Below are 20,191 nucleotides of genomic sequence, written 5' to 3' on the forward strand. Positions count from 1 at the left end.
GATGGGTGTGACCGATGCCTTCACCATCGGCATCCTGACCGCCGTCCCCGGCGTGTGCGCGATCGTCAGCATGCTCGTGTTCGGCTTCAGCGCGGACCGGCATAACGAACGAAAGTGGCATCTGATCGTGGCATTCTCGATGGCCGCCATCGGCTTTGCGCTCTGCGTGCTGTGGCAGAACCAGCCGGTGCTCGGGGTAATCGCGTTGTGTCTTGCGAACATGGGCGTGCTGTCGATCCCTGCGCTGTTCTGGAGCCTGCCGACGGCGTTCCTCACCGGCGTGACGGCAGCGGCTGGCATCGCGATGATCAACTCGATCGGCAATCTCGCGGGTTTCGTTTCGCCGTACATGATCGGCTATCTGAAGGACCTGACCGGCCGCACCGATACCGCGCTGTTCGTCGTGTCGGGCGGACTGGTGCTGGGCGCGCTGCTCGTCGCGGCTGTGCTGCGCGCGAGCCGTCATGGCAACGGGAGCGCCGCGCAGGTCCGCGCGGATGTGCGCTAGTCGCGGCATTTGCATCGGAGCGAGAGAGGCGCCTAACTCGCGTGCTTGCCGCTCCTTTGCCTCAATTTTCAGCTTCTTGCGCCTGTCGAATCCGGCAATCGCCTCGTCATGATTCGCGCGAAGCACATCGATGAAGCCCGTCGCCAGTCGCTCGCGAAAGGCGGGCTTCTTTTTGAGGCACGGCACTGGTTCATCCGTTTTCCAGGTCTGCGTCGAGGAAGCTCGGATGGCTCTTGCCGATCCCACGCAATCGCTTGTTAAATTCAGGCGTTACCCTCCCCGTTCGTGCCAATCGCATTCTTTACCGCGGCGTCGAACACCCAATGATTGCAGCGAGCGAGGCAGAAAGAGCCGTTTGACCGGGCAACCGTTATTCATGGACATCGTTGATGTCGTTGCAGCAGTGCCTGGCGACTTCGTATGCGACGTTGAGCTAACGGTCGATGAACCGACAGGCCAATCCTTATTTGAACTGTTACAGTTGGCCTGCAACGCCCGACCCGAAATTGACGCAGGCTACATGGGGTCGTGTCCCCATACCTCGCCGCGCTCCTTACCATCGATTTGCAAGACAGCGCTTCGCGATGTATCGGAACGCCTCCTCAATCGTGTAACGACACTTTTCCCGATAGAACTCGACGCTCCGATGGTGCGTTCTCTGACTCACCGATCGAGAAATTCTCGCAACTTAGCGGCGCGCCTCGAATGCATGAGTTTTCGCACTGCCTTGCTTTCGATCTGGCGAATCCGTTCGCGCGTCACATCGAACTGCATGCCCAGTTCGTCAAGCGTACAATCGGACGCTGTATCAATCCCGAAGCGCATCCGCAGGACCTTCGCTTCGCGCGGCGGGAGGGCTTCAAGCGCCTCATTGATCGCGGCCCGCAGGCTGGCGTGAACGGCCGCGTCGGCCGGAGATGCCGCAGATAGATCTTCGATCATGTCGCCAAATGTGGCGTCGGCGTCCTCGCCCACTGGCGTTTCCAACGAAATTGGCTGTTTGACGACCTTAAGCATGACCCGGATCTTTTCTTCCGGCATTCCCATGCGCTCGGCCAAGACAGCCGGATGGGGTTTCTGTCCAGTCTGCTGCAAAATCTCGCGCGAAATCCGGTGCAGTTTGTTGATCGAATCGACCATATGCACCGGCACACGAATCGTGCGGCCTTGATCCGCGAGCGCGCGCATCACAGCCTGACGCACCCACCAGGTCGCATAGGTCGAAAACTTCCAGCCGCGCCGATACTCGAACTTGTCAACCGCCTTCATCAAGCCGATGTTGCCCTCTTGAATCAGGTCCAGGAAGTGCATCCCGCGGTTCACGTACTTCTTCGCGATGGAGATGACAAGACGCAGGTTCGCCTCAATCATCTCGTGTTTTGCTTGCCGCATTTTTGACTCAGCCGCCATCATTCGCCGGTTGATTTTTTTCAACTGCTGCAACGGCAATGCCGCGTTCGTTTCGATATCGATCAGCTTCTGCTGCTCGGCCTGGATCGAGGGCAAGCTGCGTTCGAGTGCGGCGCCGTACGCCGGGGACGCCGCCGCAGTGTTTGCGGTCCAATCAAAATCAGTCTCATGACCCGGAAATGATTCGACAAACTGCTCGCGCGGCATCCCGCATCGCTCCACGGCAATCTGCATGATGCGCCGCTCGACTGTGCGCACGTGCGCCACCTGCTGCTGAACGTCGGCGCACAACCGGTCAATCGTTCGCGCCGTGAAGCGAATGGTCGCGAGCTCACGCTGCATTTCTTCACTCAGGCGTGCGAAGGCAGCCGCGCCCTTGCCTTCCCTCACGTCGGCAAGCGGTATTTGGTGGAATAAAGCTTTCACTCGCGCAAAAATAGCGAGGCTGTCGCTAGTCAGCTGTTTTAGACGCGCTTCGTTCCCTTTGTTCGAATCCGCTGCTACGAGTCCGCTGTCATCCTCGCAGTCGACGCTGTCGCTGTCGACAGCGTCCCTATCGAATTCTTCTACGGCAGTCGAGTCCGGGGTCAACTGTCCGACCTCTGCGGTGTCGTCGTTGAGGCCGTCGACCAGTTCGCCGATGTGTAGCTCACCGGCCGCAATCTGCTCCGCGCTTGCGAGAATCGTGGAGATCGTCCCGGGGCAGGCAGCAATCGCCCGAATCATTTCCTGAAGACCGTCTTCGATGCGTTTCGCCATTTCGATTTCACCCGTGCGGGTCAGTAATTCGGTCCCGCCCATTTCGCGCATGTACATGCGCACGGGGTCCGTCGTGTGATCAAACTCTAAGTCGGCCGTCGAGAGCGCGAGCTCGGCTTCCTCGTCAGCCTGGTCGTCTGACGCGGCGGCCGCTGCAGCGTCGTTCAGCAGCAGCGTCTCCGCATCGGGCGCCTGCTCATAGACCGCCACGCCCATGTCATTGAAGGTGCTGACAACGGTTTCAATGGTCGCAGCCTGTGCGAAGCTGTCCGGCAGGAAATCGTTAATTTCCGCGTGGGTCAGGTAGCCTCGCTCCTGGCCCAGTTGAATGAGTGCGCGCATCTGGCTCTGCCGCTCGCCATCTTGCCCCGCCGTCGAAGATGCGGCTATCGGTGGCAAGGTCCCGGCGAATTTGCCCCTCGCTGTGGGACGGACGAGAGCTTTCTGCGCTATTTCGGCCGTGTCCAGTTCCGAATCTTCCTGATCAAAACTTCGCATTGAGGTTCCTCGATAGGTTGCTCGGTGCGGGCGGAACGGTGACCATAGCATCGCGACTCGCGCGCACAAACGGAAATCGCAGCTCAGGCGCAGCGACAACAAGAATCGCAACACGAACACGGGGCGCAGCCCGCTAGAAAAGGCGCGAAGGCGTAGCGGCCGATTGTGGTTGCAAAACCAAACTGTCTACTATGCCACCCGCCCTGACGAGCGGAGTGCGTATGTTTATCGTGCGCCATTGGCTCGGAAGGGCGTGCGCTTTCAATCTGCGTACCCTCGCTCACACCTCTGTATCGCTTCGCGGGAAGAAACGAAGCAGGTCGAGCATACTATTTCCACGCTTTAGATGCACTTCCAACTTTTCGGTGGCTTCTACGATCGCGGCCATCCGCTCTTCACGTAATTGCCGATGATGCTCATTAAGCACAGTACCAAGCACCGTTAAAAGATTTTCAGAAAAGATCCATTCGTCTGATTGCAAGCCCCGCTCCATCGTCTCCACCAATCCGGTTCTTGCAGTCACCATCGCCGTATGGTCGATCGAACCGCAGCCGGCCATGCTGAGGAAATCCGTCACAATCGTCGCGTGGGCAAGTGCCGAAGCTGCCGTCCGATCTCCGTGTCCCGCGCGCGCACGTTCCAGAGCGGTCCACGACCGAAGCGAGAGACGATTCGCAGTCGCAACGTCAAGGGGAATGTAGAGCACCTTGTTACTTCTTCCGCGCTTTGCCATTCCGCGCTTCAATGCGACTTGTCTTTTCTCGGCCATCCGGTCACTCGTCTGTCAACCATCGCAGTTTGTATTTCCCTTTGGCTCACGACCACGTGTAGCTGCATCCCAGCCTGCACAGTGTAGTTACCGTCAATACAGTTAGCAATCGGTCGGCCGGATAGGGGAAAATGAGCTAACGCTTCGAGAGCTGGGCGCATCGGCTGGCAAGGGCGATGGGCGTTACATGGTCGCTCAATACAGGTACCGAACCCATGCGCATTTCCCGCTCGACCGAACGAGGCACACTAAATGCTCTATCGATTCGCGGTCTCAGCTATAACGAGTCGATAAGCGATAATTGCCGGGAGTGCACATGGAGATGTTGATCGTAGCTGCGATCGTCGTCGTGGCAGGGGGGTCGTTTGGCACGTTCCTGATTGGAGAGCTGGTTTCTGAAAGCGTCCTAGCGGAGGCGGCAGAGCATGGGCGATTCGCCGCACTCTCTAAGGACAGTCAGCGCGAGTCCGAAGCGGCGGATAAAATGAGCCGTATCAACGGCCGAGGCGAGTATAGATCCGCGCGCTAGCTACGCCGTGCCGCAGTTCACGTCTGGGGAACCACCGCGTGCCGGTTTTCCTTGAGACCGCGGGGGACTGAGGATGCTAGGTCCGGCAATAGCGGCAAAGCGGTCGACCCGGCCCAGCCGTCGCGCGCGTCAGCGCCACCAGTCGCTCGGAGGAAGCGGTGAAGCGGATCTATCGGGAAACACTGAACCAACTAACTGATCGCTGGACCGTTCTATGCAATGAGATCAACCGTAATCCAGACGCTCGCTACCCTGGTTTGCTCTGTCTCGAGGTGCATCTGCTGATTCGACGAACCGAGCGCTTGGTCAACCTCGACCCGTTTGAGGCAGACGCAATTCTCACCGCCAAGATCCTCGCTGAGAATTGCGACCTCGCAATGGCGCTTTCCAAGCTGCATGAAGTCCTTCAAAAACGGCTCGAAGGCAGCACGTGAATTGATTCATAACGCGAAAGTCGCCGCGCCCCCGTGCTAACCCTCTCACCCCAATCCACCTGCGTCGCTCTTCGATGCTCGGCATCGGTAGCGTGCCGGGCGCGTGTGTCGTCAGCGCGGTTGGCGGCATCATCTGCCGTATCTTTCACATTTTCCTTCTGTCGCTCAGATGCCGATCGCTGGTCTCCAAAATAGTGATCGCCGGCGCCGAAGCCAGCGATCAACGATACGTAGGCCCACTTTCACTAATACTCTCTTTTACCGTCTCGGATTGGGCGCCCGGTCGAACGTAGAGCCACGGTACCTTTAGCACCGCTCGAATCGTGCTCGAAAGGCTCGTTTGTCTCATCGCGCTTCGTCGGTTGCTTTCGGAGGCGGCTTAAGACGGCTGCTCGTGCGGGACAAAGATAGGGCACCCACGTCTGGAAGCGCACATTCAAGCTTCCGCTTAAAACATACATTTGCCGGGCCGTCGAAGAACGGCCAGAACGCTGGAATTTGATGGGTTCCAAAGGCGCAATGAATCGGGGTCTTTCTCAAAGCCTTATCATCCTTGACCGTTGATGAGGCTTTTTCTTTCTTTCCCTGCATCTGCATCTGGGAGAGCCGCCGCGCCCCTTCGGTTTGGCTGTGCGGCAGCTCTTACAGCGACCGACCGCATTGCCCCGCCACCAAAAGGACCGATTAGTACGGCGCGCGGCCGGCATTTGAAGGCGTGTCCCGAACTCGAGCCCAGTTGTCACGAGCCCATTCGAAGCGACCTGCAACAGCGCCGGGTCGTGGACGGGCAGCAGCGGTAACCGATCGTTGACGCCTGAAGTTTACAAGCGCCCGATGTTGGCGTGGCAGTGCGAGCGCAGTGAATTTCTCATGCCCGACGCCCATGTCACCGCGCATCCCAGGCCTCTTCCGGACATCTGCATGGTTGAACCCTTTGCCGCGCTCACGCACGGATGTAACGGGGCTCAGCGCGCTTACTTCAACCTCCCGTCGAGAGCATCGCCTTGAGCCGTTCCGCATCATCGGGCTCATAGTCAAAAGCGGCAATCGCGCGCCATGCCAAGTAGACACCGGTCGCATAGTGTTGCTTGCGGGATTTTTCTTCCAGCGTCGCCTCACCACGCGCCTCGGTCATCAGACTGCTGATTTCCTTTTCGACCTTCTCGGTGATATGCGCGTAGGTGTAAGCCGCTTTTGTCATTTTCTCTCAGCAGTTAGAGTTCAACCACGAGCGCGCCACGTAAATCCGCGCCAGCGACCGGTCCTGTAATTTTGCCTTGCTCACTGTATAAAGCAAGCTCCAACGCCCGACAGTCTTGGGGGTGCAAGTTCATATCCGCGAGGCAGCTATTCCCGCCCTTGTCGTGGAAGCAGCAGACTGGTGTACAAGGGGATGCACCTCGTGCCCTTAAGTCCCTTAAGTTGCGGGGTTGGAGCTCGTCAAGTTCGAAGGCTGCGAATCGTGGGCAACAAGACCTTGTACGACTTTCGCCAAGAATACTTCAGGGAGGCGATCGGGGCGGGTGTCGGCACGATCACGCTCGACGACTAATCTGCCAGACAGTTCAAACATGTGCCACGAGAGTTTTGCCTCGCGGTTCGGGTGAACGTTTGCCTTCCCATGAGCAATTCCCATTCCCTTCCGCACGAAAAAAATGCGCCGTGGGCGGTTCGTGTTCGTTGCCGTTTCACCGCAATGGAACGCTCTGACAACGCAGTTGCCCTTCGCAGTAAGACCACACTGACGTGGAAGACCTTTGCTACGCGGGATCGGCGCGGCACGATGCGCTTGCCGAGAACGTTCCGTCGTACAGCCGCGCACTTAGTCTTACAGGGGCGGCCAATTGGTTTAGGAGGCCGTCGGACCACTGGCACATGCTTAAAGGAATTCTGGCTGGGCGCCTGCCTGCCTCGGATCAATGCCATATCCTATGTGCTAAGTTTGCAAAACCTGCATCCTTCCGACGGGGTGGACGTGCATACGACGCCCGAAAAATCGGCGTCGGGCCTGGGTTGTCTTCGCGTGCACGGGTATTTGCAAGATGGCCCCTTGACCGACCGATACTGCAGCACTGCGGCGGCGCAAGGGAAGCGCTCGTTAAAGTGCGTTCGAAAGCACATTGCAAGCTTTGAGTTTTTCCATCAACCGGCTCTCACAGGCTGACCCGCGTGCCGCTAGCGCTTCGGTTTCTTTTTCGCTCTAGGCGATCGGAGACTTGAACCGTGCCCAGATGTGTCTTGAGCCGCCGCGACCACATGCAGGCCCTGCCGCACGCGCTCGATCACATGCCCCTCACGACGTGTGCGATACACCGTGTACGCCGACCACGAAAACTCCGGCGCGTTGGCGACTTGTCGCAGCCTCCCCTCCACCAGAAAAGGTTGAACCGTGCCGCTGCGGAAATAGCCGGAGCCTCCGACGGTCAGCAAATAAGTCAAAGCAAGCGGACCAAGCGAAATGGATACGGGCGGGCTACTAAGTTCCGGAAACGCGGCTTGATGGTTCGCGACGAAACTGGACCCCCAGTCGACGTAGATATATTGATTCGGCTGCATCGTGCCGTCGGACGCGCTCGTGACCATGACGAGCTTTTCTTCGATAAGCAGTTCCGAAACGAGGTCGGGACGCTGCGGCGGATTATAAAGAACCGCCAGATCGAGCGATCCCTCGTGCACGCGATCGAGCAGGCGCGTGGGACTATCGACTTCCGCGCGCAGTGCCACCTCTGGGCAGGCGCGGTGCATCCAGACGAGCCAGTCCGCCAGCAACGGCTGCCACAAGCTGAGTTCGGCACCGAGGCTCACACCTTCCTCGCGTCCGGCTGGAAGCGCCACGTGCTGCCGCGCTTGCTCCCACACCTGAATCAAAGTCGTCGCGTGACGAACAAATCGTTCACCGGCAGCGGTCAGCCGTGCGCCGGCCTTATTTCGAACGAACAGTCGACGTCCGAGTTGTTCTTCCAATGTTCTGATCCGAGCACTCACTGCTGTTTGCGTCAAGTGCATACGCTGCGCCGCCAGCACGAAGCTACCGCTTGCCGACACTTCCAAAAATGTACGCGCCAGTGTGATGTCCATTGACTTTCATATCAATTATTTTGCTCACATTTTTAATCATAATGCATTGGTGTGTTGACAACGCGGGTGCGAGAATAAGTTTAGCCGCTTGAAGGGGCCCGCAGAACCACCGGCGCTCGCGCCAAAGGCATCCTTACTATCCACATGAAGGGCATGCGTCGAGCAAGAGCATCCTTTCCCTCGGGCAATTTTTTCGGTGAATGACACTAGCAATGTATGTGGAGAACGTTGACAAGAAGTCGACCTCACAGCCAACAGGACGACGCTCGATCTTGCCCGCGCGAGCGCGGTAAACCCGAACATTTGTCCAATGTATGACTGACGCGCCGGAGCCGAAGCCACCTTTTTCTAGACGCCATTGCATCTGTGGCTCCGGCGGGGCCCGGTATCCGCACAGGGAAAGGAGTGTTATGTCGATTGCGCTCGATCTGTCTTCTGACCTTCATCGGTTCGCAAACACGCTCCATCGTCCCATGTGCGACCTTCTTGGCTGCACGTGGCCCGTCGTGCTCGCCGGCATGGGCGGCGTCTCACGCGCGGAGCTTGTCACTGCGGCGACGGTTGCCGGCGGCTTCGGCTTTCTAGGCATGGTGCGTGAGCCGACCTCTCTGATTTTGAAGGAAGTCCGAGAAGTTCGCGCCGGCACAGATCGCAAGTTCGGCGTCAACCTGATTCCCACTGCGACGCCCGTCGATTTGCTCGACGCTCAAATCGCCACCTGCATCGAAATAGGCGTCCCGGTCGTGGCGCTTTTTTGGGACGTCATTCCCGCGATTGTCCGGCGGCTGCGCGATGCCGGCATTACGGTCGCCTATCAGATCGGCTCGATCGAAGAGGCACGCTCGGCCGAAGCCGCGGGCGTAAATTTCCTGATTGTCCAAGGCCGAGAGGCTGGCGGGCACGTGCGTGGCACCCAACCCCTGGCGGTGCTGCTGCCAGAGGTCGTCGCGGGCACGCGGCTTCCTGTCCTCGCGGCCGGCGGCATCACCGAAGGCGCAGATGTCGCGACCGCCCTCTCCCTCGGCGCGCAGGGCGTCGTCCTCGGCACAGCGATGATTCCGACTCGCGAGTCCTTTGCGCACAGTTACCACAAGCAGCGCATTGTCGATGCGGGCGAGCACGAGACACTTCTGACGGACTCGTTTCATATCAACTGGCCCAAGGGCGCTCGGGTGCGCGTGCTGGCCAATAGCGTCACGCGCGGGGAGCGCGGCGACCCCTTCGGCGCTTGCGGCACGAACGGCACGGAAAGCACAGTGATCGGCGAAGAGGAAGGACGGCCGATCTATCTGTTTAGCACCGATTCGCCACTGCGTTCAATGACGGGCGACTTCGAAGCAATGGCACTGTACGCCGGAACGGGCGCGGAACGCATCAGCGACATAACGGGAGCAGCTACGCGCCTACACCAGATCGTCTTGCAGGCCGGCGCGCTTCTCGACCCAGGCGTTGCATCCGTGCTCGACAGGAAGGAATCAGCCATTGCCCTGTCGGAGCACATGGGTGACGAGCGACATAGAACCACTGGCCGTCACGCGCTACTGGCGACACTGAACGAACTGCTGGAGGCCGAGCGCGCCGGCGCACGGGTGGCGTCTCAAATGGTCGTTGAAATCGCCGAACCATCACTAAAGCAGATGATGATCGCCGTCCGGCAAGACGAGGCGCGCTGGTGCGGCGTGCTGACAAAGGCGATTCAGTCGCTGGACGGGTCGCCATCGCGGCGCACCGGTGCCTTTTATGAGAAAGCTATGGCCGTCGCAGATCTGTGGCAGCGCATGGCATTCCTAAATCGAGGCCAGGCGTGGGTCGTGCGCAAGCTCCATGCGCTGCTGCCCGGCGTCGACGAAAAACAACTCCGCGCCGAACTCACCGCGATGCTAGCGTCGCACCAAGAAAACATTAGGCTCGTCGAGAGACAACTCGAGGCTGCGACTGGCGGCGCTCCGCCAGGCAGCGCATAGCGACCTTGCGAAGCAGGACTCGCTTGACCACCGAAATGACGGAGGATCAGATGCTTTGGGATAAACGGCTGGCGCAATGGGCTGCCGAAGTGCGCGCCGGCGTCAACATGCCAGCACGGCTGGCACTGTGGGATGGTCAGTCGTTTGACCTTGGCGACTTCAGGCAGCCGGCCGTCACCTTGCACGTGAAGTCGCCCGCGGCGATGCCACTGTTGCTCGACCCGAACCTCGATAATCTCGGCGTCGCGTATGTTCAGGATAAAATCGACGTCGAAGGAAAGCTGAGCGATATCATTGAGATCAGTTACGGGCTTGCCAAAACCGTCGCCAATGCGCCGGGTCAGTGGCAGCGTCTTGCGCGGCGTGTCACGCACTCGAGGGCGTCGGACAAGCAATCGATCCAGTATCACTACGATGTTTCGAACGATTTCTATGGATTGTGGCTCGACCCCGGGATGGTCTACTCGTGCGCTTATTTCGAAAATGGCGATGAAGATCTCGCAACCGCGCAACAGAAAAAGATCGATCATATCTTGACCAAGATCCAGCTCCAGCCGGGGCACACACTGCTCGACATCGGCTGCGGCTGGGGTGCGCTCGTGATTCGAGCCGCGCAAAAATTCGGCGCGCGTTGCGTCGGGATTACGCTGTCCAGAAACCAATACGACTGGGCTAACGAATGCGTGAAAGCCGCCGGCCTCGCGGATCGCATCGAGATTCGTTTGCAGGACTATCGCGACGTTGACGGACGGTTCGACCGGATTACAAGCGTTGGCATGTTCGAGCACGTGGGACGCGCGAATCTATCAGGGTACTTTGCGCGCGTTCAAAGCCTACTGGCCGACGATGGTGTCATCATGAATCACGGGATTACTTCGACGGACCCTGGCGGTGACGAAACCTCACACGGCAGCCCGTTCATCGAAAAGTACGTGTTTCCGAACGGCGACTTGCCCCACCTCAGCCTCGCGCTGAACGCCATGCAATGCGGTGGACTGGAAGCGTTCGACGTGGAAAACCTCCGCCGTCACTATGCCAGAACGCTTCGTATATGGAGCGACAACTACGAAGCACAAAGTATGAGACTGCACGCGCTCGTCGACGAGGAGAAGTATCGGATCTGGCGCATTTATCTCGCCGGCTGCGCCTATGCGTTCGAGAACGACGAGGTTGCCATCTTCCAGATCGTTGGCCGCAAGGCAGGCCGCAGTGCAGCCACCCTCCCGTGGTCACGCCGTTACATTTATTGATTTTCCCGCCTTCACACCAAAAGGGCTGGCCGCGAAGCAGACTGCAAAACACGCTCGCCGTCTATCGAGGGGCTACGGACGCACCAGGTCAGCGAGATGAGCAACATTCACCCAAGTAGCACTGGCCTTGATTTGGAGCGCGATGCCTTTATGCGGCGTGGCGCTTGAACAGGGATTGAGCATCGGCAGCAGCTTAACGAACTCCTGCACATTGTCGACGCACTGCAGCTGCCAGACTCCCACCACGTTGCGATGCCCGACAAATGGAAGGACGGCGAGGACGCGATGATCTCGCTCAATCATTTCAATCAGCTCGATTTAAGGGAGAGGCCGCAATCGCGGAAAACTCCACAGCTTGGCGCTGAGCGGCCCCGTCTCCCGCTTACGTCGAAGGCATACAAGTACGTGTTGCGAAATCAATAGCATTCCGCTTAACAACGTCCAGATACATGCGAGGGATGATCGCTACAGGCGTCCACGCACGACAGGTAACTACATACCAGGTTGCATTACATCATGTCGTGATACATAATTTGAACAGTTCTTAGCGAACGGAGGCACAAATGGACTATCTATCGATCTCAGCGGCCGCTCTAAGTTTGATCGGCGCCGGTGCCGCAGCCACATACGCCTTTGCATGCTGCATGCCGTTGTCCGCTCTCGTAGTTGCGCAAGAGCATGGCAGGTTTGCAGGGCTAGCACGGCCCGACCCGGACAGGCTGCCACACCAGCTCAGCGACTCCTCACCGCCGGCGCGGGCTGAGTGCTAACGAGACGCCGCAGAGCTTGATGCTGCGGCATTGGGGCGCAATTGCCCCGGGAGGATATCGCGTTGATGAATCAGGATGACGACATATGCCTGCGTCGGCGCGCCGGTCAGTTGGCCTTTTCCATCTGGCCGTGCGAGGCAAGACATCGCCCTCCTGCACACCATTCTCATGAACGGCTGCTAATGTATCTCCGCGTCGTCTGGCTTGCTACCCGCGCGAGGCGGCGAGGCCAAAATAAGCGTCTTTGCCGCGCTGTCGAGATCACTGTCAGATATTGAGGCAAGATCGTCGACGTGCTCGTCTATGGGAATCGCGTGGGCGTGCACGCACGGGTAAATGGAACGCGATTGCGATCTCTTGTTGGAATTCCATCGACTTCCAAGTCAGTTGATTTCGTCGTTCATTCGTTCGCGAGATTCATGACGGGTGTATCGCCAGGACCTGTCATCGGTAGGACTGGCCGAGGTCGTTTCAGCAGATCTGGCGAGTTGCCGCAGTCGTCGGCATGACGCCTCGGAGACCTGCGGTAGTGCTCCAAATAATCACATCCAAGACTGACTACTGTTGGGAGACAAAAATTGCTTAGCCTGCACGAATTCGCTGCTCTCATGCTCGTCCGCGACGCGCTCGATCAGTCAGAACTGAGGGCCGACGATCTGGAAGCACTGCTCGGCCGCCATCTCGTCACCCGTGAGACGCTCGCTTCCGGATGCCAGCGACTTCATCTGACACGCGATGGTCGATTGATGCTCGACGCAGTGTCGCGCATTCCGCTGATTGTATAAACCAGTTCAATGGATCGTCGGACCGAAAGCGCCGTTGACAGCTGTAAGACCCGTAACTCACAACGAGGCCCCGAATGACCATAACGCGGCAAAGCGCTATGACCGCTTCGCCATGATCTAGCAGAGGCCTCCCTCACAGATCCAGGCACTGTTTTGAAGGGATCTCCTTTACCGTCGATCGCTGCGTGTGGCTCGAATACCAGACCGAGGTTAGCCCGCCTTCCTTCGGCACATTATTGCCACGATATCCGATTGCGTGAGCATTCCAACTAACTTATTGTCGTCGAGCACCACTGGGATGTGATGATGCCCTCGAGCGGTGAAGCGGGGGATCACCTCTGCTACTCTGGTCGCCGCATTAACTGTAGTCACTTCAGTCGACATCACGCTGCGAACCGGTAACCGTCTCCTTTCCCGTTCCGCGGCCTCGATCGCGCTGCGTTCCACAGCAACGCCGCGGACGCTCGGGTGAAGCGGCTGAAGATCCGCGCGCGTGACGACGCCAATCAGGCGACCTCTCGTGTCGATCACGGGCAGCAATTTGACTCGCCGTTTATCGAGCAGATTAAGTGCGCTACCAATAGTTTGATCATCAGTGACGCTCGTAACGGGAACCTGCATCACCTCCACGCAGGTCATTTCCATCAGTCTCCTGAAGAACACTTGCTGTTCGAGCTGCTCGCGAAGCAGCGCCACACGGTCTGAGTCCGCCGCCGGCGTACACGTCTCATCCAGGAAAGAATGACCGACGTCGAGTTGTGCCGCGGCACGACGAACACCCGTCAGCCACCTTGTAAAATTGGAAGATACGGCCATGATTACCCTCGTCCAACTGCGCTAGGATAAACGTATCACACCATGATACGCTCAGCTGATGCGTATTAAGCGAAATGCGATCAGCGTTTTCCCGAAGACGATTGGCGCCGGCCGGTACTGGGCGCCAGTACGTCACTGCAGAGGTCGGCTAGGCCAATGCTGCCAACAGGCAAGGGCCGTTGGAATGCATCGCATGACTCAAAGAGCCCTGAGAAGAAGATGAGAGATCGCTATCAACGTAGCGCCGCCGAAATCCGGATGGACTTCAGAATTTTGACGGTCCAAACGATACCTGCGTCTATTTTGCTGGAAAAACTCGGCCGGCTTCGGACCGAAGTGCATCAAGGTGTTGCCACATCGGATCGTAACACCGCCGTATTGAATGAATATCTTCAGCTCCTCGCCGATATCGAGCGGTGGTCGCGAGGCCGAGGCGAGGATCGTTGACCCCTACTATAAGCACGCCTGGACCCTGGATGACAAACTCGATGAGCGCCGACTAGCGCGTCTACGCTTTGTCGTCGCCTCAAATATAATCGAAGCGTTGTCCTTGCTCTTATTCGTGGGACGCGCTCGCGCATTGGGCGTCTCGCGCAGTTGAGCTGCGAAACCGCCACGGCGATAGCAAGGGCGAGCGCGTACACAGGAGATCCGCAATGGCCTTGACCCCAAAGCAGACCGAGATCATCAAGTCGAGCGCGCCAGTTCTCAGCGAGCACGGAATGACGGTGGTGACACGGTTCTACCACCGCCTCTTTGAACATCACCCCGAGCTCAGAAATCTTTTCAACCACGCCAACCAGCGATCCGGTGGACAGTCGGAGGCGCTGGCGCATGCCGTTTGGGCATACGCCTCTAACATCGACAATCTCGCCGCGCTCGGACCAGCCGTCAAGCGTATATCCCAGAAGCATGCCAGCCTTGGCGTGCAGCCGGAGCACTATCCTATCGTGGGTGAGCACCTGCTTGCCGCAATGGGCGAGACGCTGGGTGACGCCTTCAGCGGTGAGATGCGCGACGCCTGGGCCGCCGCGTACCAGCAGCTCGCGGACGTCATGATTGGCGCCGAGAAAGAGCTCTACGATCAGCGCGCGGCGCAGCCGGGTGGCTGGATTGGGTGGCGTCCGTTCGAGGTTGTGCGCAAAGTTGACGAAAGCGAGGAGATCTCGTCGTTCTATCTGGTTCCCACCGACGGCAAGGCGCTTCCTCCTTTCGAGCCGGGTCAGTTTGTGAGCGTCAAGCGCTATGTCGGCGATATCGGGCTCGAACAGCCCCGTCAATACACTCTGTCGGACGCGCCGCACGGCAAATGGCTACGCATATCGGTGAAACGGGAGGCCGCCGGCGAGGGCGACGCTGCAAAACCGGCCGGCCGAGTCTCCACTCTGTTACATGACGAATTGCACGCTGGCGGACATGTCGAAGTGAGCGCGCCCTATGGCGATTTCGTCCTGGAGCGTACCAAGCGAACGCCTGTCGTATTAATAAGCGGCGGTGTTGGCCTGACGCCCATGGTTTCGATGCTGGCCACGATTGTGATGGATTCTGCCACCCGCCGCGTCAGCTTCCTCCATGCGTGTCGCAACCGACGAGTGCATGCCTTTCGAGAATGGCTCGACGACGTCATAGCCGATCACCCGAATGCTTCGAAACTGACGTTTTACGAGGAAGTCGGGCCGAACGACGTACAGGGCAGCGACTACGATTTCGTCGGACGCCTTGAGCTCGCAACGATTCGCGAAGCGGTGCTGCTTCGCGACGCGGAGTACTTCGTGTGCGGACCCATGCCGTTCATGCGCGCGCAGGTGGACGCATTGCGGGCTCTGGGAGTCGACGCATCGCGAATTCGCACGGAGGTTTTCGGAGTCGGCGACCTCCGTTAGACATGGGACGGCGCTTTGGGACGGCGCTTTGCGACGGGCCGCACGCCACTTTCGATATAGGGTTCTATCCCCTATCGGGCACGGCAGAGTTCGCAACAGTTCTTTCGCCAGTACTTTTGACGATTCAGGCCGAGGGCCAGACAAACATAACGTGTGCACCGGCCTTCGGGCTCGTCTCGCCACTACGCCACCTTATCAAGGTGAAAGAGCCTGTATGAATAAGATCCGGCAGTACGTTGCCGTATGGTCCGATGACCCGCAGCACTGCTGAGCCTGCGCCAATGTGGCAACAGTCGCAAAAGTTGCAGCAGGTCGATTGCGCGCAGGTCGTCGTTTCAGGAAAACCGCCGATTGCGACCGCGCTCGTTGCCGCGAGTCGCGGCTGAGCGAACGAACTGGCGACGAAAACGCCCCAAAGCATTGCAAACGCCAAAATCTTCATGGCCGCTCCCATGGGCCGACGACATTAGATTCCTCCCGCAGCGCCCCATCTTTCCTTTAAGTGCTGTATAGCGTCATCAAAGTCCCCAGATGACGTCTGCCTCTTGATCGCGTGCCTGGCGCAGCATGTCCAGAAATGGATAGGCGCGCTGAGAGAGCCCAGCGCGATGCTCGTAAGCATTAGCGTGCGTCGTATGATGTAAAGGCGCGCTTCCTTCTTCAGTGTTTTTATCGTCGACGATCGCGGCCTCAAGGCGCTCGATAGCACCGGGTAGTTGCTCCCGCGTAATGACGCCTCGCACGTCCAATCGCTTGCCAACGAGCCCCAGCAGATAGCCCGCCAGGTCCTTGAGCATCGTGACATCCGGCGCGGCTTTCGATTGAAAGGTGATCAGCATGACACTCCTCCTCGCTGTCAATTCCTGGTCGGGCACACAGAGCACCATCGACCTATCAGACGCTCATTGTACATCACACTATGATATAGTGCACGTCCGGCGCGTAGTCAGATGGGCTCAAAGCCTTAATCTGAGCTTTTCCCGACGCGGGGAGTCGCGTTTTATATCATGCTGTAATATATTTATTTCTAATGGTTCCTTTGCCGGCTGATGCTGTTGCCCCTAAGGTGGGTCCCTTTGCTTGCACTTCTGCCTGAGTAAGCTTGAGTCGCACTTCACCTGTTGGCTGGCTTGTCAGCTTTGCACCGTCGTCAGTTGCCGTCAGATGGCCTGAACGCCTTCGCTCCTGCCTCGGGGCGCTGATCGGGATCGGCTTCACTGGCGGCACGATGCATCTGATGCTTGGGTCGTCGGCGAGCATTCCGTTGCTTGTCGCGCCGATGGGCGCCTCTGCCGTGCTGCTCTTCGCCGTGCCGGCGAGTCCGCTTGCGCAGCCCTGGTCAATTATCGGCGGAAATCTCGTGTCGGCAACGGTCGGGGTCGCCTGCGCGACCTGGATCGCCGACCCCGTCGATGCGGCGGCGCTCGCTATCGCTTTGGCGATCTGCGCGATGTTCACACTGCGGTGTGTGCACCCGCCGTCTGGAGCGGTGGCGCTCACTGCGGTCCTTGGCGGTCCATCGATCCATTCGTTGGGCTTCGGCTTTGTGTTCGAACCGATCCTCATTCAGTCGTTCGCCTTGCTCGCAGCGGCAATCGTGTTCCATGCGCTGACAGGCCACCGCTATCCGCACGTCGCCGGACAAAGCGTGAAAGGCAATGCGGTAAGCCAGGCCTCGAACCTCGCCACGAACCCGGGTTTCACGCGCGCCGATCTGGAACTGGTGCTCGCGCGGCGCGGCGAAATGCTCGACATCGACCCCGCCGATTTCGAGTCGGTCGTGAACGAAGCGCAGTTGCAAGCGTACATCCGCGGCTTCGGCGAGTTGACCTGTGGGGACATCATGTCCCACCCGGTCGCATCGATCTTCGCGACAACAACGGCTGCAACGGCTTCCGACCTGTTAAGCCGTCGTGCCGTGAAGGCTCTGCCGGTGGCCGACGCGCAAGGTCGTGTGGTCGGCATCGTGACCCGCGCGGACCTTGCGCGCGACGCGTGCGCCAGCCCGTTGGGGGCACTGTTGCGACGCCCGGCCCGCTGGTTCGCAGGCAACGACGGTTCGCCGCGGCTCGTCGGCGCATTGATGGCGACAGACGTCTGCACGGTAAGCAGCGCGAGGCCGATCGCCGAGCTCGTGCCGCTCTTCGCCAATTACGGCCACCATCACATTCCGGTGGTCGATGTGCACGAGCGGCTGGTCGGCATGATCACACAAGCCGACCTGATCTCGGGTCTCTATCGGCAAACGCAATTGCCGCAGCGACAGGCCGCCTAGAGACAGGGCGACCGTTCTACGCGAGTCGCGAGTCGCCAGTCGCGAATCGGCCGTTCGTATCACTTTGTGATATATAATCGCGCTTTGCGAGTTTGAGACATCACGATGAAAGAGCTTGTCCGCGGCGAGACGCGCAACCTAAGCAAAAAAGATTTCGAGCAACTTTCGGCGTTTCGGTACCAGATGCGGCGCTTTGAGCGCTTCTCTGAGCAGGCCGCCCACGGGGAAGGCGTTACGCCGCTGCAGTATCTGCTACTGCTGCATATTCGCGGCTATCCCGGCCGCGACTGGGCGACGATCGGCGAATTGGCCGAACGACTGCAGTCACACCACCACGGCGTCGTCGCGCTGGTGACGCGTTGCGAAGCGCTCGATCTCGTGCGGCGCCAGGTCAGTCAGACGGATCGGCGGCAGGTCGAAGTGCATTTGCAGAAGGCGGGTGAGCAGGCGCTCGCGCGGCTCGCGCAACTTCATCGCGCGGAGCTAAAGTCGCTGCAGGGCTCTTTCCGCGTGCCTCAAATCGACTTCTGACGGGTTTTCAACGCCTCATGAACCTTCATTCGACCCGGCGCGACTTCGCGGCGAATGCCCGGCTGCCCGGCATTTCCGCGCTCGCCTCCGTGATCGGCGGTATCGCCACGCTCGCGGCGTTCGTGCTGCTCTCGCTCATCCATCTGTTCACCAACCTGTTTTTCTTCGGCAGCTTTTCGTTCGCGGACCGCTCACCCGCTGACAACACGCTCGGACTCTGGGTGATCGTCGTGCCAGTTATCGGCGGGCTCATCGTCGGACTGATGGCGCGTTTCGGCTCCGAGAAGATTCGCGGCCACGGCATCCCCGAAGCGATCGAGGCGATTTTGTTCGGCAAGAGTCGCATGTCGCCGAAAGTCGCCGTGCTGAAGCCGCTGTCGTCGGGGATTGTGATCGGCAGCGGCGGGCCGTTCGGTGCCGAAGGCCCGATCATCATGACGGGAGGCGCGCTCGGCTCGCTGATCGCGCAGTGCGTGAAGGTGACCGCCGCGGAACGCAAGACGCTGCTCGTCGCCGGAGCGGCCGCGGGCATGACGGCCGTGTTCGGCACGCCCGTGGCCGCCGTGCTGCTCGCCGTCGAACTGCTGCTCTTCGAGTGGCGGCCGCGCAGCTTCCTGCCGGTCGCGCTCGCGTGCGCAGTGGCCGGGTTCGCGCGGGTCGCGTTCTTCGGGCAAGGACCGCTCTTTCCGCTCGTGACGGCGCCGCCCGGCGCGTTGTCGCTCGTGTCGTGCGTGATTGCGGGGTTGCTGTCGGGTGCGCTGGCGTCCGGGCTGTCGGCGGCGCTCTACAAGACCGAGGATCTCTTTGGCAAGCTCCCCATCCACTGGATGTGGTGGCCCGCGATCGGCGGACTCGTAATCGGCATCGGCGGATATATCGAGCCGCGCGCGCTCGGCGTCGGCTATGACGTGATCGGCGATTTGCTGCATCAGCACGTCGCGTTGCAGGTCGCCGTCGCGATCCTCGCCGTGAAGGCGATCATCTGGGTCGTCGCGCTCGGGTCGGGGACCTCGGGCGGCGTGCTCGCGCCGCTCCTGATGCTCGGCGCGGGGCTCGGCACCGTGCTCGCGCCCGTGCTGCCCGGCGGCGAGCCGGCGCTGTGGCCGCTCGTCTGCATGGCCGCGACGCTCGGCGCCACGCTGGGCGCGCCGCTTACCGCGATCGTCTTCGCGTTCGGTCTCACGCACGACGTCAACGCGCTCTTGCCGCTGCTCGCGGCAACGCTCGTCGCGCACGGCTTCACGACCGTCGTCATGAAGCGCTCGATCATGACGGAGAAGATCGCGCGGCGCGGCTATCACATCTATCGCGAATATGGCGTCGATCCGCTGGAGCGGCATCACGTCGACGAGGTGATGTCGCGCGGCGTGCAGACGATCGACGCCGGCCTGACCGTGCGCGACGCGCTCGCGACCTTCTTCGGCGACGCGCAGACGCATCGCGCGTATCCGGCCGTGCGCGACGGCGCGGTGATCGGCATGGTCGACCGGGCGACGCTCGCGCTCGATGTGGAAACGACTGTCGCCGATGCGCTGCGCGGCGTGGCGCCCGTCGTCGCGCTGCCCGGCGAAACCTGCCGGCTGGTCGCGACGCGGCTCGCCGTCCACGGCCTCGAACGGCTGCCGGTTGTCGCGGACAATGAGACGCGGCGGCTGATCGGCATCGTGTCGCGCAGCGATCTCGTGAAACCGTCGCTCGCCCATTTCGATGAAGAGCACAAGCGCGAGCGCTTCCGGCGAATTCGCGTAGGCGGGTCGAAGACGCGTTTATTTCGTGCGGGCCGCGGCGGCTGAGACGATGCTTGAAGCGTTACTTGCAGACAAACCCGGTTTTGAGGCCCGTCCGTCCTCACACATTACCTCACGTTGTGATCTATAATTAAATCGTAGGTTGGGTCAGTTTTCGCTGCCCGCTCGCAAGCGGGCCTGTCGT

18 protein-coding genes are annotated in these 20,191 nt (G+C 59.8%); 11 read left to right on the top strand and 7 right to left on the bottom strand.

All coding sequences use genetic code 11. The annotated features are described in order from the left end of the window. On the top strand, positions 1 to 508 hold a 508-nt coding region (locus AWB81_RS22260; RefSeq protein ID WP_062638722.1), incomplete at its 5' end, for an MFS transporter. 663 nt (positions 509 to 1,171) lie between these two features. Here the strand turns inward: AWB81_RS22260 and rpoD are convergent. Further along, positions 1,172 to 3,175 (bottom strand): RNA polymerase sigma factor RpoD, encoded by a 2,004-nt coding sequence (gene rpoD / locus AWB81_RS22265; protein ID WP_062638723.1) that lies wholly within the window; start codon positions 3,173 to 3,175, stop codon positions 1,172 to 1,174. 280 nt (positions 3,176 to 3,455) lie between these two features. Next, positions 3,456 to 3,944, bottom strand: a complete 489-nt coding sequence (locus tag AWB81_RS22270; RefSeq protein WP_062638724.1) for a hypothetical protein — start codon at positions 3,942 to 3,944, stop codon at positions 3,456 to 3,458. 316 nt (positions 3,945 to 4,260) lie between these two features. On the opposite strand from AWB81_RS22270, the gene AWB81_RS22275 reads away from it, so the two are divergent. Further along, positions 4,261 to 4,473, top strand: a complete 213-nt coding sequence (locus tag AWB81_RS22275; RefSeq protein WP_062638725.1) for a hypothetical protein — start codon at positions 4,261 to 4,263, stop codon at positions 4,471 to 4,473. Between the two features lie 158 nt (positions 4,474 to 4,631). Beyond that, positions 4,632 to 4,907 (top strand): hypothetical protein, encoded by a 276-nt coding sequence (locus AWB81_RS22280; protein ID WP_087135111.1) that lies wholly within the window; start codon positions 4,632 to 4,634, stop codon positions 4,905 to 4,907. Positions 4,908 to 5,886: 979 nt separating this feature from the next. On the opposite strand, the gene AWB81_RS22285 is transcribed toward AWB81_RS22280, so the two are convergent. Both AWB81_RS22285 and AWB81_RS22290 read right to left on the bottom strand, forming a co-directional pair. After that, a complete protein-coding gene (locus AWB81_RS22285; protein ID WP_062638726.1) occupies positions 5,887 to 6,108 on the bottom strand; it encodes a hypothetical protein in 222 nt (73 codons plus the stop codon). Between the two features lie 974 nt (positions 6,109 to 7,082). Then, positions 7,083 to 7,985, bottom strand: a complete 903-nt coding sequence (locus AWB81_RS22290; protein ID WP_062638727.1) for a LysR family transcriptional regulator — start codon at positions 7,983 to 7,985, stop codon at positions 7,083 to 7,085. A 410-nt stretch (positions 7,986 to 8,395) separates the two neighbouring features. On the opposite strand from AWB81_RS22290, the gene AWB81_RS22295 reads away from it, so the two are divergent. Beyond that, positions 8,396 to 9,949: a DUF6306 domain-containing protein gene (locus AWB81_RS22295; RefSeq protein WP_062638728.1), complete on the top strand. Its 1,554-nt coding sequence runs from the start codon at positions 8,396 to 8,398 to the stop codon at positions 9,947 to 9,949. 50 nt (positions 9,950 to 9,999) lie between these two features. Then, positions 10,000 to 11,199, top strand: coding sequence for a class I SAM-dependent methyltransferase (locus AWB81_RS22300; protein WP_062638767.1), 1,200 nt, complete (start codon positions 10,000 to 10,002; stop codon positions 11,197 to 11,199). A 72-nt stretch (positions 11,200 to 11,271) separates the two neighbouring features. Here the strand turns inward: AWB81_RS22300 and AWB81_RS22305 are convergent, their stop codons facing one another. Then, on the bottom strand, positions 11,272 to 11,502 hold the full coding sequence (locus AWB81_RS22305; RefSeq protein WP_062638729.1) for a hypothetical protein: 231 nt from the start codon (positions 11,500 to 11,502) through the stop codon (positions 11,272 to 11,274). Positions 11,503 to 12,577: 1,075 nt separating this feature from the next. On the opposite strand from AWB81_RS22305, the gene AWB81_RS22310 reads away from it, so the two are divergent. Next, the gene (locus tag AWB81_RS22310; protein WP_327372390.1) at positions 12,578 to 12,754 is read left to right on the top strand and encodes a hypothetical protein; all 177 of its coding nucleotides are present in this window, start codon (positions 12,578 to 12,580) and stop codon (positions 12,752 to 12,754) included. Positions 12,755 to 12,964: 210 nt separating this feature from the next. Here the strand turns inward: AWB81_RS22310 and AWB81_RS22315 are convergent, their stop codons facing one another. Next, positions 12,965 to 13,570, bottom strand: coding sequence for a CBS domain-containing protein (locus tag AWB81_RS22315; protein ID WP_062638731.1), 606 nt, complete (start codon positions 13,568 to 13,570; stop codon positions 12,965 to 12,967). A gap of 156 nt (positions 13,571 to 13,726) precedes the next feature. Here AWB81_RS22315 and AWB81_RS44825 point away from each other — a divergent pair, with 156 nt between their 5' ends. Next, positions 13,727 to 14,017 carry a hypothetical protein gene (locus AWB81_RS44825; protein WP_143753494.1) on the top strand — a complete coding sequence of 97 codons (291 nt, stop codon included), beginning with the start codon at positions 13,727 to 13,729 and terminating at the stop codon, positions 14,015 to 14,017. Between the two features lie 209 nt (positions 14,018 to 14,226). After that, positions 14,227 to 15,453, top strand: coding sequence for an NO-inducible flavohemoprotein (gene hmpA / locus AWB81_RS22325; RefSeq protein ID WP_062638733.1), 1,227 nt, complete (start codon positions 14,227 to 14,229; stop codon positions 15,451 to 15,453). A gap of 518 nt (positions 15,454 to 15,971) precedes the next feature. On the opposite strand, the gene AWB81_RS22330 is transcribed toward hmpA, so the two are convergent. After that, positions 15,972 to 16,292 (bottom strand): DUF1840 domain-containing protein, encoded by a 321-nt coding sequence (locus AWB81_RS22330; RefSeq protein ID WP_062638768.1) that lies wholly within the window; start codon positions 16,290 to 16,292, stop codon positions 15,972 to 15,974. 263 nt (positions 16,293 to 16,555) lie between these two features. Here AWB81_RS22330 and AWB81_RS22335 point away from each other — a divergent pair, with 263 nt between their 5' ends. The 3 genes from AWB81_RS22335 to AWB81_RS22345 all read left to right on the top strand — a co-directional run bounded on the left by AWB81_RS22335 (position 16,556) and on the right by AWB81_RS22345 (position 20,052). Continuing rightward, complete coding sequence (locus AWB81_RS22335; protein ID WP_062638734.1) at positions 16,556 to 17,728, top strand: HPP family protein; 1,173 nt, start codon at positions 16,556 to 16,558, stop codon at positions 17,726 to 17,728. Positions 17,729 to 17,833: 105 nt separating this feature from the next. Then, complete coding sequence (locus tag AWB81_RS22340; protein WP_062638735.1) at positions 17,834 to 18,259, top strand: MarR family winged helix-turn-helix transcriptional regulator; 426 nt, start codon at positions 17,834 to 17,836, stop codon at positions 18,257 to 18,259. A gap of 17 nt (positions 18,260 to 18,276) precedes the next feature. Beyond that, positions 18,277 to 20,052 carry a chloride channel protein gene (locus tag AWB81_RS22345; RefSeq protein ID WP_062638736.1) on the top strand — a complete coding sequence of 592 codons (1,776 nt, stop codon included), beginning with the start codon at positions 18,277 to 18,279 and terminating at the stop codon, positions 20,050 to 20,052. Positions 20,053 to 20,191 lie beyond the last annotated feature (139 nt).

This window comes from Caballeronia arationis (genome assembly GCF_001544975.2).
GTDB lineage: Bacteria > Pseudomonadota > Gammaproteobacteria > Burkholderiales > Burkholderiaceae > Caballeronia > Caballeronia arationis.

What these genes read in the sequence shown, in the direction of transcription:
- rpoD (WP_062638723.1), bottom strand. Translation starts at nt 3,175, where the DNA reads ATGCGAAGTTTTGATCAGGAAGATTCGGAACTGGACACGGCCGAAATA.
- AWB81_RS22270 (WP_062638724.1), bottom strand. Translation starts at nt 3,944, where the DNA reads ATGGCCGAGAAAAGACAAGTCGCATTGAAGCGCGGAATGGCAAAGCGC.
- AWB81_RS22275 (WP_062638725.1), top strand. Translation starts at nt 4,261, where the DNA reads ATGGAGATGTTGATCGTAGCTGCGATCGTCGTCGTGGCAGGGGGGTCG.
- AWB81_RS22285 (WP_062638726.1), bottom strand. Translation starts at nt 6,108, where the DNA reads ATGACAAAAGCGGCTTACACCTACGCGCATATCACCGAGAAGGTCGAA.
- AWB81_RS22290 (WP_062638727.1), bottom strand. Translation starts at nt 7,985, where the DNA reads ATGGACATCACACTGGCGCGTACATTTTTGGAAGTGTCGGCAAGCGGT.
- AWB81_RS22295 (WP_062638728.1), top strand. Translation starts at nt 8,396, where the DNA reads ATGTCGATTGCGCTCGATCTGTCTTCTGACCTTCATCGGTTCGCAAAC.
- AWB81_RS22300 (WP_062638767.1), top strand. Translation starts at nt 10,000, where the DNA reads ATGCTTTGGGATAAACGGCTGGCGCAATGGGCTGCCGAAGTGCGCGCC.
- AWB81_RS22305 (WP_062638729.1), bottom strand. Translation starts at nt 11,502, where the DNA reads ATGATTGAGCGAGATCATCGCGTCCTCGCCGTCCTTCCATTTGTCGGG.
- AWB81_RS22310 (WP_327372390.1), top strand. Translation starts at nt 12,578, where the DNA reads ATGCTCGTCCGCGACGCGCTCGATCAGTCAGAACTGAGGGCCGACGAT.
- AWB81_RS22315 (WP_062638731.1), bottom strand. Translation starts at nt 13,570, where the DNA reads ATGGCCGTATCTTCCAATTTTACAAGGTGGCTGACGGGTGTTCGTCGT.
- AWB81_RS44825 (WP_143753494.1), top strand. Translation starts at nt 13,727, where the DNA reads ATGCTGCCAACAGGCAAGGGCCGTTGGAATGCATCGCATGACTCAAAG.
- hmpA (WP_062638733.1), top strand. Translation starts at nt 14,227, where the DNA reads ATGGCCTTGACCCCAAAGCAGACCGAGATCATCAAGTCGAGCGCGCCA.
- AWB81_RS22330 (WP_062638768.1), bottom strand. Translation starts at nt 16,292, where the DNA reads ATGCTGATCACCTTTCAATCGAAAGCCGCGCCGGATGTCACGATGCTC.
- AWB81_RS22340 (WP_062638735.1), top strand. Translation starts at nt 17,834, where the DNA reads ATGAAAGAGCTTGTCCGCGGCGAGACGCGCAACCTAAGCAAAAAAGAT.
- AWB81_RS22345 (WP_062638736.1), top strand. Translation starts at nt 18,277, where the DNA reads ATGAACCTTCATTCGACCCGGCGCGACTTCGCGGCGAATGCCCGGCTG.